15 protein-coding genes are annotated in these 14,552 nt (G+C 58.7%); 10 read left to right on the top strand and 5 right to left on the bottom strand.

The genetic code is table 11. The annotated features are described in order from the left end of the window. A partial coding sequence (locus QZ534_RS12495; protein ID WP_296934797.1) for an adenylosuccinate synthase occupies nucleotides 1–1,149 on the top strand: 1,149 nt, incomplete at its 5' end. A 54-nt stretch (nucleotides 1,150–1,203) separates the two neighbouring features. On the opposite strand, the gene cmoB is transcribed toward QZ534_RS12495, so the two are convergent. Genes cmoB through QZ534_RS12475 form a run of 4 tightly spaced genes read right to left on the bottom strand, consistent with a single transcriptional unit; the run spans nucleotide 1,204 to nucleotide 4,387 of the window. Beyond that, nucleotides 1,204–2,196, bottom strand: a complete 993-nt coding sequence (gene cmoB, locus QZ534_RS12490) for a tRNA 5-methoxyuridine(34)/uridine 5-oxyacetic acid(34) synthase CmoB (RefSeq protein ID WP_296934796.1) — start codon at nucleotides 2,194–2,196, stop codon at nucleotides 1,204–1,206. 2 nt (nucleotides 2,197–2,198) lie between these two features. Further along, entirely contained in the window at nucleotides 2,199–2,975 is a 777-nt protein-coding gene (cmoA, locus tag QZ534_RS12485) for a carboxy-S-adenosyl-L-methionine synthase CmoA (RefSeq protein ID WP_296934795.1), read from the bottom strand. Then, nucleotides 2,968–3,336: a kinase gene (locus QZ534_RS12480; RefSeq protein WP_296934794.1), complete on the bottom strand. Its 369-nt coding sequence runs from the start codon at nucleotides 3,334–3,336 to the stop codon at nucleotides 2,968–2,970. The genes cmoA and QZ534_RS12480 overlap by 8 nt, the downstream gene beginning before the upstream one ends. A 34-nt stretch (nucleotides 3,337–3,370) precedes the next feature. Next, nucleotides 3,371–4,387 (bottom strand): serine/threonine protein kinase, encoded by a 1,017-nt coding sequence (locus QZ534_RS12475; protein WP_296934793.1) that lies wholly within the window; start codon nucleotides 4,385–4,387, stop codon nucleotides 3,371–3,373. Between the two features lie 250 nt (nucleotides 4,388–4,637). Between QZ534_RS12475 and QZ534_RS12470 the strand changes: the two genes are divergently transcribed. After that, a complete protein-coding gene (locus QZ534_RS12470) occupies nucleotides 4,638–5,735 on the top strand; it encodes an NAD(P)/FAD-dependent oxidoreductase (RefSeq protein ID WP_296934800.1) in 1,098 nt (365 codons plus the stop codon). Between the two features lie 197 nt (nucleotides 5,736–5,932). Here the strand turns inward: QZ534_RS12470 and QZ534_RS12465 are convergent, their stop codons facing one another. Beyond that, the gene (locus tag QZ534_RS12465) at nucleotides 5,933–6,676 is read right to left on the bottom strand and encodes a ComF family protein (protein ID WP_296934792.1); all 744 of its coding nucleotides are present in this window, start codon (nucleotides 6,674–6,676) and stop codon (nucleotides 5,933–5,935) included. 41 nt (nucleotides 6,677–6,717) lie between these two features. On the opposite strand from QZ534_RS12465, the gene bioB reads away from it, so the two are divergent. The 8 genes from bioB to QZ534_RS12425 all read left to right on the top strand — a co-directional run bounded on the left by bioB (nucleotide 6,718) and on the right by QZ534_RS12425 (nucleotide 14,500). Next, nucleotides 6,718–7,776 carry a biotin synthase BioB gene (bioB, locus tag QZ534_RS12460; RefSeq protein WP_296934790.1) on the top strand — a complete coding sequence of 353 codons (1,059 nt, stop codon included), beginning with the start codon at nucleotides 6,718–6,720 and terminating at the stop codon, nucleotides 7,774–7,776. Nucleotides 7,777–7,985: 209 nt separating this feature from the next. Beyond that, nucleotides 7,986–9,161 (top strand): 8-amino-7-oxononanoate synthase, encoded by a 1,176-nt coding sequence (gene bioF, locus QZ534_RS12455; RefSeq protein WP_296934789.1) that lies wholly within the window; start codon nucleotides 7,986–7,988, stop codon nucleotides 9,159–9,161. Continuing rightward, nucleotides 9,158–9,913 (top strand): alpha/beta fold hydrolase, encoded by a 756-nt coding sequence (locus tag QZ534_RS12450; RefSeq protein WP_296934788.1) that lies wholly within the window; start codon nucleotides 9,158–9,160, stop codon nucleotides 9,911–9,913. Before bioF ends, QZ534_RS12450 begins: the two co-directional genes overlap by 4 nt. Continuing rightward, a complete protein-coding gene (gene bioC / locus QZ534_RS12445; RefSeq protein ID WP_296934787.1) occupies nucleotides 9,901–10,749 on the top strand; it encodes a malonyl-ACP O-methyltransferase BioC in 849 nt (282 codons plus the stop codon). The genes QZ534_RS12450 and bioC overlap by 13 nt, the downstream gene beginning before the upstream one ends. Further along, nucleotides 10,749–11,441, top strand: a complete 693-nt coding sequence (gene bioD, locus QZ534_RS12440) for a dethiobiotin synthase (protein WP_296934786.1) — start codon at nucleotides 10,749–10,751, stop codon at nucleotides 11,439–11,441. Before bioC ends, bioD begins: the two co-directional genes overlap by 1 nt. Before the next feature lie 51 nt (nucleotides 11,442–11,492). Then, nucleotides 11,493–11,738 carry a flagellar basal body rod C-terminal domain-containing protein gene (locus tag QZ534_RS12435; RefSeq protein WP_296934785.1) on the top strand — a complete coding sequence of 82 codons (246 nt, stop codon included), beginning with the start codon at nucleotides 11,493–11,495 and terminating at the stop codon, nucleotides 11,736–11,738. A 22-nt stretch (nucleotides 11,739–11,760) separates the two neighbouring features. Beyond that, nucleotides 11,761–12,429 carry a putative metalloprotease CJM1_0395 family protein gene (locus QZ534_RS12430; protein ID WP_296934784.1) on the top strand — a complete coding sequence of 223 codons (669 nt, stop codon included), beginning with the start codon at nucleotides 11,761–11,763 and terminating at the stop codon, nucleotides 12,427–12,429. A gap of 271 nt (nucleotides 12,430–12,700) precedes the next feature. Continuing rightward, nucleotides 12,701–14,500 carry an acyl-CoA dehydrogenase C-terminal domain-containing protein gene (locus tag QZ534_RS12425; RefSeq protein ID WP_296934783.1) on the top strand — a complete coding sequence of 600 codons (1,800 nt, stop codon included), beginning with the start codon at nucleotides 12,701–12,703 and terminating at the stop codon, nucleotides 14,498–14,500. Nucleotides 14,501–14,552 lie beyond the last annotated feature (52 nt).

Below are 14,552 nucleotides of genomic sequence, written 5' to 3'. Positions count from 1 at the left end.
AAGACGGCTCTGCACCTGATTCCGTCCGGCATACTGCGGCAGGATGTCCAGTGCCTCATCGGTAACGGTGTAGTACTGTCGCCGGAAGCCCTGCTGAAAGAAGTGCGGGAGCTGGAGGCTAACGGTGTTGCCGTTCGTGACCGCCTGAAAATCAGCCTGGCTTGTCCGATCATTTTGCGCACCCACGTGCGTATTGATCAGGCCCGCGAACGTGCCCGTGGCAATGACAAGATTGGTACCACCGGCCGGGGAATTGGCCCTGCATATGAGGATAAGGTTTCCCGCCGGGGTGTTCGGTTGGGCGACCTGTGCAACCCCGCCGATTTCGAGATCAAGCTGCGGGAAATCATGTCGTACCACAACTTCGTTCTCACCGAGTACTTCAAGGAAGAGGCCGAGGATATCGATGCGGCCCTGGAAGAACTCAAGCAGATGGGCGAGGAAATCCTGCCCATGGCCGCAGACGTAACCGATATTTTGCACGACTACCGCAAGCGCGGAGAGCACATCCTGTTCGAAGGCGCTCAGGGCTCGTTGCTGGATATCGACCTGGGTACCTATCCGTACGTGACGTCCTCCAATACCACCGCTGGCGGCACCGCTACCGGCTCCGGTTTTGGTCCGCTGTATCTGGACTATGTGCTGGGTATCACCAAGGCCTACACTACCCGGGTGGGTTCCGGCCCGTTCCCGACCGAACTGTTTGACGATATGGGCAAGCACCTGGCCGTCAAGGGCAACGAAGTGGGCACCACCACCGGTCGTTCCCGTCGTTGTGGCTGGTTTGATGCGGTCGCCCTGCGCCATGCTATCCAGATCAACAGTGTGTCCGGTATCTGTCTGACCAAGCTCGATGTTCTGGACGGGCTCGAGACCGTGAAGGTGTGTGTCGGTTACAAAACACCGAACGGTGAAATTTTCCGGCCGCCCATTGGTTGCGACAGTTACAAGGACATCGAGCCGGTGTACGAGGAGTTGCCAGGCTGGAGTGAAAGCACGGTTGGCCTGACCAGCGTCGATCAGTTGCCGGAGAACGCCAAGGCCTACATCCGTTTCCTGGAAGAACAGATCGAAGCGCCAATCGACGTGATTTCTACGGGTCCGGATCGTATTGAAACCATCACGCTCCGTCATCCGTTCGGCGAGTAATCGCTGACAGAGGAAAAAACCGCCCTGCCGAAAGGCACGGCGGTTTTTTTGTGTTCAGGGCTTCTCGGCGATCACGGTGGCCCGAAGTGGTCCGGGGTAGCCTTCCACTGTTTTTGATGGGTCGTCCGGATCCAGAAAGTCCTGCAGGGAATTAAAGCGCATCCAGTCAGTACTGCGCTGTTCCTTGGTGGTCGTCTCGGTTAGATCCACTACCCGGGCATTGCGGAAACCGGTACGGTCGAGCCAGCGCAGCAGGGTGTCGCAGGTGGGCAGGAACCAGACATTGCGCATCTGCCCGTAGCGATCCTCGGGCATCAGGCTGAATCCTTCAGGGCCCTCAACTACAAGGGTTTCCAGAACCAGTTCGCCACCCCGGCGCAGTGTTCCCTTGAGCTCCAGCAGATGATCCAGCGGCGAACGCCGGTGGTAAAGGACGCCCATGGAAAAGGTGGTGTCGAAGGTTTCAAGATCAGCGGGCAGATCCTCCATCCGGATCGGCAACAGGTCCACAGGAACATCGCCCAGGTAATCCTTGACGCTGAAGAACTGGAACAGGAACAGGAGTCCGGGATCAATACCGATCACCCGACCGGCTCCTTCCCCCAACATGCGCCAGCAGTGGTACCCGGAGCCGCAGCCCACATCCAGTATCCGGCGGCCAGAGAGGTCTGAAAGGTAGGGCGAAACCCGGTCCCACTTCCAGTCGGAGCGCCACTCGGTATCAATGTAGGTGCCGAAAAAATCGAAGGGCCCTTTGCGCCAGGGCATAAGACCGCGCAGTCCGAGCTCCAGCTGTTCCTGCTGTGCCGTGCTCATTTGCTGCGAGGAATACAGGGTAACCGCAGAGCGGTCCAGCGTCGCTTCCACCTGATCGAGGTCAGGCAGGCGGTCAAGAGCCGTCTGCCAGCGATCCAGATCGCCATGGGGGCGGTCTTCGAAGCGGTGGACCAGTTGCTGCCGGAGCAAAGTGGCCCAGTGCTCCAGGCCATCTTCCGCGAGTTCATTGATGATGGGCCCAAACCGGGCTTTCCAGTCAAAATCTGCCATGGTCATTCGATGGTTTTGTCAGCCTTGATGGCGAGCATGGAAACAAAGTTGAAGCACTGGTACCACACCACCACATCATTGAAGCCCGCTGCGAGCAGTCGAGCCCTGTGGGCCACCAGTGTTTCGGGGATCAGTACCTGTTCGATGGCGGTGCGCTTCTGGCTGATCTCAAGATCCGAATAGCCGTTGGCGCGTTTGAATTCGTGGTGCAGTCGGGTCTGAATGGCCTGTTCGTCTTCGGACTCAAAGCGGATTTTCTCTGACAGAATCAAAACGCCGCCCGGAAGAGTAGCGTCAGCAATTCGCTTGAGAAGATTGGCCCGTTTTTCCGGATCCACAAACTGCAACGTGAAATTCAGCGTGGTCACCGAAGCGTTGCTGAGTTCAGTGTCCAGGATATCTTCGCATCTGAGGGTGACGGGGAGGGCACAGTCGTCCAGGGCAATGTAGTGCTCGCAGCGTTCGATCATGGCGCTGGAGTTATCCACGCCAACGAGGACGCAATCCGAATGGGAAATGCCGTGGCGCATCGCCAGGGTTGAGGCGCCAAGGGAGCAGCCCAGGTCGTAACAGTGGGAGCCGGGTTGGGCGTACTGTTCGGTGATGACCTCAATCATCGGAATGATGGTAGTGTAGCCCGGAACAGAACGACGAATCATGTCCGGGAAAACCCTGGCTACCGATGCGTCGAACCGGAAATCCTCTGGCCGGCGTTCTGTGGCAAACAGCCGGTCCGTTACTTGCTCGGGGGCCTCCGACGGCTTTCGGGATTTAACCATTGGAGTCGGGTGCCTCGGGGGTGGGTGGAACGGCAGGCCCTGTCGGTGACGGCCGGGAGCAGCGCACACCCCGGTTCTTGTAGTCCACCAGAATGCCCCGGAATGACGGGTCCACATCGGCGGCAATCGCCAGATAGCCATTTTCGCAGACCGCATGCAGTTCCGATGCCTTGGGCGACATGCGGAACGGATTGTCCTCGGTCACATGAATGGCCTGGAAGTCACCAACCGGCATGTGATCCTTGTTCTCGCTGTGGCTGATCTTGCCGCTCATTTCCAGCGCAAGAACAGTGCCGATCACCGCGACCAGGGCGGTTACGATCAGGCTTCGGACAGTGTAACGGGCCTCATTCTGGCTCATGCCTACCTCAAATCAATTGAATGTAAAGTGTTACTCAGTATTGCCCCGGCACCGTGATGGCGGGAGATTGCAGGGCGGATAACTGTTCCCGGAGGGAGAGAATCTGGTCTGACCAGAATCGTGGCTGGGCGAACCAGGGGAAAAAGCGCGGAAAAGCAGGATCGTCCCAGCGTTTTGCCAGCCAGGCGCAGTGCGCGATCTGTCGATAGCAGCGCAAGGGCTCAATCAGATGGCGTTCACGGCGATTGAAATCACGGAACATCTCGTAACCTTCCAGCAGTTCTCCAAGCTGGGCGCCCCGCTCTACGTCGTCGCCGTTAAGGAGCAGCCACATGTCCTGAATAGCAGGGCCTGTGCGGCAATCGTCCAGGTCCACGAATAGCATCTGCTCGTCCCGGCACAGGATATTACCGGCATGACAGTCGCCATGAAGTCGCAGGGTTTCCACCGGGCCGGCTTCATCAATCCGTGCGGCACAAAGTCTTTGCAGGTCAGGAATCAGGCTATCCCAGGCGGGCCTGAGATCCGCCGGAATCCAGTCACCTTCCACCAGGAGCCGGTTGCTGGCTTCAATGCCTTCCAGCAAATCCATGCCAGAGCGATGGGCAAAGGGCTTCAGGGCGCCAATGTTGTGGATCTGGCCAAGCCACTGGCCCAGACGGTAAAGCGTGTCCGTCACACTGGTGTCCGGCGCCTGCCCGCCACGTTGGGGAAACACGGCAAACAGGAATTCGCCATGGCGCCCGAGGGAATCGCCGGAAGCCAGTTTCATCGGGGCAACTACCGGAACATCGGCTTGCAGAAGCTCCAGAGTGAACTCATGCTCTTCCCGGATTTCCGCTTCGCTCCATCGGCCCGGCCGATAAAATTTGGTGATAACCGGGGCGCCTTCATCCAGACCCACCTGATAAACCCGGTTTTCATAGCTGTTCAGTGCGAACAGACGGCCACTTACCGCGAACCCGGCCTCCTCCATGGCATCCAGAATGACATCCGGCGTCAGGGAATCGTAGGGGTGGGTGGATGCCGCAAGTGATGGGTCATGGGTCATAAAGGAACGTTTCAGAGCCTTGTGTCGTATTTGGATTTCATGGGTTGCAGATGGTACCAGTTTTCATGGAGCTCCGAGCCCCTACAGGCGTCACGGAAAAGGCATTAATCCCAAACTGGACCCAAGTATAACTGGTATCTCTTGACTAGTAGTAATGGTTCCCGATGAGGGTACTTTTCTGGGAAATTTGAGAATGGGGTATGCTCTTTCATTGGGAGTTGTTTAGGGATAAGCGGACGTGCCAGAAGAAATGCTCGAAACACAAACCGTTGTAATCGGCGCCGGCGTCGTTGGGCTCGCCACTGCCCGCGCTCTTGCCAGAGCCGGCCACGAGGTCATTGTGCTGGAAGGCGCGGGCCGGTTTGGTGAGGGTATATCCTCTCGCAACAGCGAAGTCATTCATGCCGGCATCTACTACCCGGAGGGATCACTTAAGGCGGAACTGTGCGTTGCAGGCCGAGAGCGGCTATACGAGTATTGCCAAACCCACAAAATCGATCACCGGAAGTGTGGCAAATGGATTGTGGCTGCCGATGAATCGCAGAATGGCAAGCTCAGGGATATTCAAGCGGCTGCGGCCCGCAATGGCGTGGAGCTAGCCCTGCATGAGGCAGACAGGGTCGCCCGTGAGATTCCGGAAGTTCGCGCCAGTTCCGGCCTCTGGTCCCCGGAAACCGGCATCATCGACAGCCATGGACTTATGCTCTCACTGCTCGGTGAGCTCGAGGATGCTGGCGGCCAGCTCGTTCTCCGATCACCCGTGGTGGCCGCCGAATCGGACGATCACTGGCATCGTCTTCGCGTGGGAGGCGACCATCCGCTGACTCTGAAAGCGAAAAACGTCATCAACGCCGCTGGACTCGCCGCTGTTCCACTGGCAAAAACCTGGGCCGGTCTGCCTGATGAATACAAACCCCGGCAGTGGTTCGCCAGAGGCGTCTACTTCAGCTACAGCGGCCGAACAACCTTCAAAACCCTGATCTACCCCGTGCCAGAACCCGGCGGCCTCGGTGTCCACCTCACCCTGGACCTCGCCGGCCAGGCCCGCTTTGGCCCGGACGTGGAATGGATCGAAAAGGAAGATTACACCGTTGGCCCTGACCGCCAGGAAGCCTTCGCCACCGGCATCCGCCAATGGTGGCCAGACCTTGACCCGGCCCGACTTCAACCCGCCTACGCCGGTATCCGGCCAAAACTGGCCGGCCCTGACGGCGGCTTTGCGGATTTCCGAATTGATGGACCGGAAGATCACGGTTTGACGGGACTGGTTAATCTTTTTGGCATTGAATCGCCTGGATTGACGTCTTGCTTGGCAATCGCGGATTTTGTGCAGAAAAAGCTGAACTGAACAACTTACTCAACAGTCCGGGCGCCGGGCAGGCAGGCCCTCCCGGGATTGTAGAGGGCCATGGATGGCCCGAAACAAGCGCACAGGGAAGTGCTTGTAGCGTATCCCGGGAGGGCCTGCCTGCCCGGTGCTTGCTCCCAAGTATGAGTTAATGGCCTTTCCCGGCGAATGCTCCAAAGTAAATGCGGTTAGTCGCACTAACCGGGTGTCCGGGCCAAAGCCCAAACCTGAATCTCCCTAGCCCCGGCATCCCGAAGAACCGAGGCCAGCACCCGAACCGTCGCCCCCGTCGTCACCACATCATCCACAATGGCCACCCGCTCAGGCACCGTGGATGTCACCTCGAACACCCCGCGAAGATTCGCCAGCCGCGCCTCCCGGTTCAGCTCTCGCTGTGCCCGAACCTGCCGGACCCGCTGCACCAGCCCGGGAGCAACTGGAATGTTCAGTTGGGCCCCGATGGTCTCGGCAATGTCCTGGGCCTGATTGAAACCCCGCTGGCGCCGCCGTTTGGCATCCATTGGAGCAGGTACCAGTACCTCGGGCCTGGTGGCACCGCCATGGTGCAATGACTTTTCAAGAAAGCCGGCAAAATCCGAGATAAGCGGTCGGCCGAACTTGCGCTGGCCATTGTATTTGTAACGGCCAATCATGCCGTCCAGCGGGTACTGGTATCTCCAGGGTATGCATGACCTATCGAATGGTGGCGGGTGCTTCAGGCAATCGCCACACAGCAGTTCCGAGGATGGAAAGGCAAGGGGCAGGGCGCAGCAGCGACAGTGCCAGCGGTTAACCGGTAGATCGTCCCGGCAGGGCTGACATAAGCCATTGAAAGCATTGGCGGAGAGGCAGGCGACACAGAGTCCGCCATGTTTTACGCTGTTAACCTTTTTATCCGTGAAGGTTGACAGCCAGTTCAGTCCCTTTATCATCTGATTCATCCGTAAACCCAGAGACCGGGAAAGGTTAACAGGACTTTTACATGACCGCTACAGAACTCCGCCACGACTGGACACTGCAGGAAGCCCGCGAGCTTTTCGAACTTCCCTTTAACGATCTTCTCTTCCGTGCCCAGAGCGTGCACCGCCAGCATTTTGATCCCAACGAGGTGCAGGTGAGCACCCTGCTGTCGATCAAGACCGGCGCCTGTCCGGAAGACTGCAAGTATTGCCCCCAGAGCGGTCATTACAACACCGGCCTTGAGAAAGAAAAATTACTGGAAATCGAGAAAGTGGTTGCCGAGGCCCGTGCCGCAAAAGAGAAGGGCGCTTCCCGGTTCTGTATGGGTGCCGCCTGGCGCAGCCCCTCCAAAAAGGACATGCCCTACGTCCTGGACATGGTGAAGCAGGTGAAGTCCCTCGGGCTTGAGACCTGCATGACCCTTGGCATGCTGAAAGAGGAACAGGCAGCAGAGCTGGCCGATGCCGGCCTGGATTACTACAACCACAATCTGGACACCTCCGAGAAGTACTACAGCCATATCATCACCACACGTACCTACCAGGATCGCCTGGATACGCTGGACAATGTTCGCAAGGCCGGCATGAAGGTTTGCTGTGGCGGCATTATGGGCATGGGCGAAGATGAGGATGACCGGGTTGGGCTGCTGGTCCAGCTGGCAAATCTGCCTCACCATCCGGAAAGTGTGCCTGTGAATATGCTGGTTAAGGTGAAAGGTACGCCTCTGGAGGATGTCGAGGATCTGGATCCGTTCGAGTTCGTCCGGATTATTGCGGTAGCGCGGATCATGATGCCTGCGTCTCACGTTCGTCTGTCCGCGGGTCGGGAGAATATGAATGAGCAGATGCAGGCCCTGTGTTTCATGGCTGGCGCCAACTCGATTTTCTATGGTGAGAAGCTGCTGACCACCGCCAACCCCGAGGCTGATGCCGATATGTTGCTGTTCAAGCGCCTGGGGATTCGTCCTGAGCAGCGGGAGCAGTGTGCTTCCGAGGAGCAGGAAGAGGAGGCGATTGCCGAGGCCGTGGAGTATGAGGCGACTCGTCACATGTTCTATGACGCTACCCGGGAATCTGCCTGAGTTTAAGAAGAGTTGCTGAACTCGGGGGAGCAGGCTACGGGCAGGGCTCTCCGGGATACGCTACAAGCACTTCCCTGTGCGCTTGTCTCGGGCCGTCCATGGCCCTCTACAATCCCGGAGAGCCCTGCCCGCACCCTGCCAGAACCTTCGGGTGCCCTCATGGCACTGAATCTGATTCAAAGCGTAACGGTTAACCTGGAGCGATGCCCGTGCGGGACTTTGCCCTTGAACTTGAAGAGCGGAAACAGGCCGGTCTGTACCGGACGCGTCGGCATGTAGCCGGTCCCCAGCGGCCCTCTCTCATTGCGGACGGCAAACCTTTGCTGTCGTTCTGCAGCAATGATTACCTTGGTCTTGCCAATAACCCTGCCAATATCGAGGCCCTCCGTAATGCGCTTCCAGAGACAGGGCTCGGGGGCGCGGCTTCTCATCTGATTTGTGGCCATCATGATGCCCATCACCAGTTGGAGCTTCGTCTGGCGGAGTTTACCGGGCGCAGTTCAGCGCTGTTTTTCTCCACGGGTTACATGGCCAATATGGGGGTTATTTCGGCGCTGGCTGGGCGGGGCGATACGATTTTTTCGGATCGGCTGAATCACGCCTCCATTATTGACGGCTGTATTCTCAGCCGTGCCCGGGTTCGGCGTTACGCCCATGGCGATGTGGCGGCGCTGGAGGCGATGCTGGTGGAGACCTCCGGGCACAAGCTGGTGGTCACCGACGGGGTGTTCAGCATGGATGGCGATGTTGCGCCGTTGGCGGAGTTGGCCCGGGTCTGTAGGGCACACGATGCGCTGCTGGTAGTTGATGATGCGCACGGCATTGGAGTTCTGGGGCCCGAGGGCCGGGGCAGTGTTGCTGAGTTGGGTTTGTCTGAGGAAGACGTACCGGTGCTGATTGGGACCCTGGGCAAGGCGGTCGGCACCAGCGGTGCGTTCGTGGCCGGGCCGTCAATGTTGATGGACTATCTGGTGCAGAAAGCCCGAACCTATATTTACACCACGGCGATGCCGCCGGCGCTTGCGAAGGCGACCATGTCGAGCCTGGATCTTATTGAACGCGATCAGGGGCGCCGTGATCATGTGTTGGAGCTGGTATCCCGGTTCCGGCGGGAGGCCTCTGCCATGGGCTATGAGTTGATGCCCTCGCGGACGCCGATCCAGCCGATTATGATTGGCGATAATCACGATGCGCTGGCGCTGAGCCAGGCGCTTGAGGAACGAGGCTTGCTGGTTTCGGCGATTCGACCGCCCACGGTTCCGGTGGGCGAGGCGCGTCTGCGGGTCACGTTCAGTGCCGCACATTCCCGGGAGGATCTTGATTGTCTGCTGAAAGCACTTTCAGATTGCCGTCATCTGATTCTAAAGACGGATGTGGCGATATGAGTTCCGGCAGGGTCTGTCCGCGCCTGGTGGTGGTCGCCGGCTGGGGTGTTCGCGCAGAGATGCTGTCGGAACTCTATGGGTACTGGCCCGGGGAGGTGGTGCCCGTGTCCCTCGACGATGAGTTGCTGGCCCGTTGCCATTCCCTTTCGGAAGTCACTGATGAGCTTTTGTCGTTGTATCCGCAGCCGTCTGTCTGGATGGGCTGGTCTCTGGGCAGTCAGGTTGTGATGGAGGCTGCCGCGCGGCAGACCGGCGCGGTATCCTGTGCCATCACGATTGGTGGTTTTCCGAAGTTTGTTGCCGATGAAAGCTGGCCCCATGGTATGCCTGAAGGGGATTTCCGGGCTTTCAGCAAGGGTATACGGCGAGACCCCCAGAGGTATTGGCTGCATTTTCTGTTATTGATGATCAACGGTGCCGCAAAAGAGCAGCAGGAACGGCAGAGCCTCAAGCCCTGGCTGGAAAAAGGCACCCTGGTTTCTCACGAACACCTCTGCAAGAGTCTTGCGTGGCTGGAGAGCGGGGACCAGCGGGCGTTATGGCATTCACTCGCCACGCCGGCCCTCCATGTGATGGGTGAAAACGACATTGTGGTCAGATCCAGGGCCCGGGATCTTTCGCTACCCGGGACAAGCGGGCATGCGGTCGTCCCTGGCATGTCCCATTGGCCCGGTGGCTGTTCAGCGTCGGATTGCTGGGAGGCGATTCAGGCGTTCTTTGCCTCGCAGAAAGCATTGTCATGGGCATCATGAGCTTTCGGGGCGCGGCCGCCGGCATTTCTGAAACGCTCAAGTCCGATATTGCCCGGGGTTTTGGCACAGCCAGTGGTACCTATGAAAGCGCCTCCAGGCTGCAGCGTTTTATGGGCAATACCATGCTGCAAAAATTCCAGTCCCGTGAAAGCCAGCGCATCGATTCGACCGTCCTGGACCTGGGGTGTGGTACCGGTTGGTTTGCCCGAAAGTTCGCTAATTCCGGGCGCGTTGAAGCGCTGGTGGGGATTGATCTGTCACCTGGCATGCTGGAAGAGGCTCGCGAGAATGGGCCTGAAGGGATCAACTGGATTGTAGGAGATGCGGAGCACTTGCCTTTACCCGATGGCAGCGTGGATCTGGTGTTCAGTAATCTCATGATCCAGTGGTGTGATGACCCCCGTGCAGTGCTTCGGGAATGCCAGCGCATACTGCGTCCCGGTGGATTTCTCATGGTTTCCACGCTGCTGGATGGCACGCTTCGAGAGCTGAAAGCGGCCTGGCACGCAGCGGACCCTGGCCATCAGCACGTAAACCGCTTCGAGACAGACCTTGCCTTGCAGGCCAAGGTGCGTGCGGAGTTGCCGGGTGCCGTTGTTGAAAACCGTACCATCAGGCTTCCCTACGACTCACCGATGGCCCTGGCAGGTGAGCTTCGTCATCTGGGTGCGGGCTTCCGCGGGGCTGGCCGACGACGAGCGGTTACGGCACCGGGGAGATTGCGGGAAATGTGCAAGCAGTACCCGAAGGAGCCGGACGGCACTATTATGGCAAGTTATGAGGCTGCCTGGATTTACTGGCAGAAACCACAGGACGCGTTAACCGGGAAACAATAATGGCCAAGCAATCCTACTTTGTAACGGGTACCGACACGGGGGTTGGAAAAACCCTGGTATCCGCAGCCATACTTCATGCGGCCAGGGCCATGGGGAAGCACACCCTGGCCATGAAGCCCATTGCATCTGGATGCGACCGGACGCCCGAAGGCCTTCGAAACGAAGACGCCCTGATTTTGCAGAACGCTATTACCGAGCCGCTGGCTTATGAGCTGATCAATCCGGTAGCGCTGGAACCGGCCATTGCGCCTCACGTAGCGGCTGAGCAGGCGGGGCGTCATATAACCTCTGACCGACTGGTCGGGTTTTGTCGTGGCTTGCAGATTCGTCCGGCAGACTTGCTGCTCGTGGAAGGCGCGGGCGGCTGGCGGGTCCCTCTTAACGACAGGGAAACCTATTCGGAGTTTCCCCGCCAACTGAACATGCCGGTTATTCTGGTGGTCTCACTCCGCCTGGGTTGTATCAACCATGCCATGCTGACGGCAGAAGCCATCAGGGGTGACGGTCTGCGGTTGGCAGGGTGGGTTGCCAATCGGACCGAATCCGAGCCCATGAGTTGCGAACAGGACACTCTGAATTACCTCGTTAACCACATGGGCTCGCCCTGCCTGGGTATTCTTCCCTGGCTGGAGCAATCGAAACCGGAAATGCTGGCTGGTTACCTGAATATTGACGGACTGTTTGAAAATTGACCAGATATATGGCTTAATCAAGTCAATTAATGGTCATCAGGCAGCGCGGTTATGATCAGTAACACTCTCGCAGTTGGAATCCAGGGCATTCAGGATGGCATGGTCGGCATGGAAAATGCCGCCCGCAAGATTGCCCGTGGTGGCACTGATGGCCCCCAGGGAACCGCAGAGGGTGCGGGTAGCCTCATTGAGCCCATTGTTGATCTCAAAATCTACGAGCGCAGTGTTGAAGCTTCCGCGCAGGTGGTAAAAACCGCGGACGAAACGCTGGGAACGCTTCTGGATGTCATGGCCTGATCACTGAAAGGGCGCCGAGTCCGTGCTTTCCTCTCTCCCTCCTGTTCCCCCGTTTTCCCCCGGGGCCTCTTTCCAAGGCCAGATTTCACCGCGAGTCCAGACAAATGGCTCGGCAGCGGCCGAACCCGAGACGCCTTCTGCAGGCGCCAGATTCACTGAGGCTTCAGGAAAAGCAGAGTCCGCAAGAGAGAACCCGGAATCAAAACCCGGTGGCGAGAGCTCCGAAAACCCGCAGGGGCTAACGGAGCAAGAGCTAAAGCAACTGACCGAGCTGAAAGCCCGGGACCGTGAGGTCCGTGCCCATGAAGCCGCGCACCAGGCGGTTGGTGGTCAGTATGCCGGTGCCATGTCGTTCACCTACCAGCGGGGCCCGGATGGCGCCCAGTATGCGGTGGGCGGCGAGGTCTCCATCGATATTTCCCCCGTACAGGGGGATCCCCAGGCAACCATCGAAAAGATGCGCATCGTACGTGCAGCAGCCATGGCGCCGGCAGAGCCCTCGGGGCAGGATCGGGCCGTTGCCGCCCAGGCCATGCAGATCATGCTTCAGGCCCAGTCGGAGCTTGCTGCCGAATCCGGGTCCTCTCCACGGGCAGCAAGCGATGCCTATCGTGAAGTCTCTGCGATGGGAGACGTCGAGCAAGAAGGTGAGGATAGCCGCGTCTCATCCTTCGAGCCGGTGTCTGCCTGACTCCCTCCCGAAACAGTCCTGCTCTGCTCCATAAATGTCCTCTGGTTACAGGCCACTTGTGCCCGGCATGCACTGTCATGGCGCGTGATCCGGTGACAGTTCGCAACACAAATTTTGCATCCGGCTATTGACAATTCTGTGCCTGTAAACGTATGTTTCAAACAAGTGTTTAATTAAGGCTGCAGCGCATTGCGTTGCGGTGTCTGAGCAAACCCAAGGCCAGAAGCTGTCAAACCTGATTCAGCTGAGCCCGAGAACCGAGGTGGATTCCATGCCTGAGTACAAAGCGCCCCTGCGTGACATCAAATTCGTAATGACCGAGCTGCTGAACAGCGAGCAGCACTACGCCAACCTGGAAGGTGCCGAAGACGCTACTCCGGATATGGTGGATGCCATTATCGGGGAAGGTGCCAAGTTCTGTGAGCAGGTTCTGTCTCCGCTGAACCAGGTGGGTGACAAGGAAGGCTGTACCTGGAGCGAAGACGGTGTAAAAACACCGACTGGCTTCAAGGAAGCCTACCAGCAGTATGTAGAAGGCGGCTGGCCGTCCATGACCGCCGATCCCAACTACGGTGGCCAGGGGCTCCCGCATTCCCTCGGTCTGGTTATGAGTGAGATGGTCGGTACCGCCAACTGGTCCTTTGGCATGTACCCGGGCCTGAGCCACGGCGCCACCAACACCATTGAAGAGCATGGTACCGAAGAGCAGAAGCAGACTTATCTCACCAAGCTGATCAGCGGCGAGTGGACCGGCACCATGTGTCTGACCGAGCCGCACTGTGGTTCCGATCTTGGCACCCTCCGCACCAAGGCCGAGCCGAATGCCGATGGCACCTACGCCATCACCGGTACCAAGATCTTTATCTCTGCCGGTGAGCACGACATGGCCGAGAACATCGTCCATATCGTTCTGGCACGTCTGCCGGGCGCACCGGAAGGCACCAAGGGCATCTCCCTGTTTATCGTGCCCAAGTGCCTGCCGAACGAAGACGGCTCTGCTGGTGAGCGTAACGCCGTTTCCTGTGGTTCCATCGAGCACAAGATGGGTATCCACGGCAACGCTACCTGCGTGATGAACTTCGACGGCGCCAAGGGCTGGCTGATCGGACCGGAGAACAAGGGCCTGAACTGCATGTTCACCTTCATGAACACCGCTCGTATCGGTACCGCGATCCAGGGTCTGGGTGCCGCCGAGCTGGGTTTCCAGGGTTCATTGGCCTACGCCAAGGAGCGTCTGGCGATGCGTTCACTGAGCGGTCCGAAGAATCCGGAAGGCATTGCTGACCCGATCATCGTCCACCCGGACGTGCGCCGCATGCTGCTGACCCAGAAAGCCGTCGCGGAAGGCGCTCGTGCCCTGATATACCTGACTGCGCAGCAGGCCGATATCGTGCACAGTGGCAAAACCGAAGAAGAGCGTCGCGCCGCCGACGAGGCCCTGGGCTTCCTGACGCCAATCGCCAAGGCCTTCCTGACCGAGATCGGTTACGAGGCCGCCAACCTGGGCATGCAGGTGTTCGGTGGCCACGGCTTTATCTCCGAGTGGGGTATGGAGCAGAACGTCCGTGACGCCCGTATCGGCATGATTTACGAAGGCACCACCGGCATTCAGGCGCTGGATCTGCTAGGCCGGAAGGTTCTGATGACCCAGGGCGAATCCCTCAAGGGCTTCACCAAGCAGGTGCATCTGTTCTGCAAGGAAAACGCGGAAGACGAGCAGCTCAAGGAATTCATCGAGCCGCTGGCGGCCATGAACAAGGAATGGGGTGAGCTGACTACCAAGATTGGTATGTCCGCCATGAAGAACCGCGAAGAAGTCGGTGCGGCCTCTGTGGACTACCTGATGTACTCCGGCTACGCGGTCTTCGCCTACCTGTGGGCGCGGATGGCCAAGGTGGCCCTGGATAAGATGGTTGAAGGCACCACCGAGGAAATGTTCTACAACGCCAAGATCCAGACCGCGCGCTTCTACTTCAAGCGTATGCTGCCCCGGGCCAAGGGCCACGCGGAAAGCATGCTGGCTGGCGCCGACAGCCTGATGGACATGCCGGAGGAAGCCTTCGCCATCTAAGGCGCGGGCACCGAAGGACGGTTCCAGAGGACAGAAAGCCCGCGCTCCCCGG

This window comes from uncultured Marinobacter sp. (assembly GCF_913055835.1).
Taxonomy (GTDB): domain Bacteria; phylum Pseudomonadota; class Gammaproteobacteria; order Pseudomonadales; family Oleiphilaceae; genus Marinobacter.
This window is presented reverse-complemented; position numbering and strand designations above follow the sequence as displayed.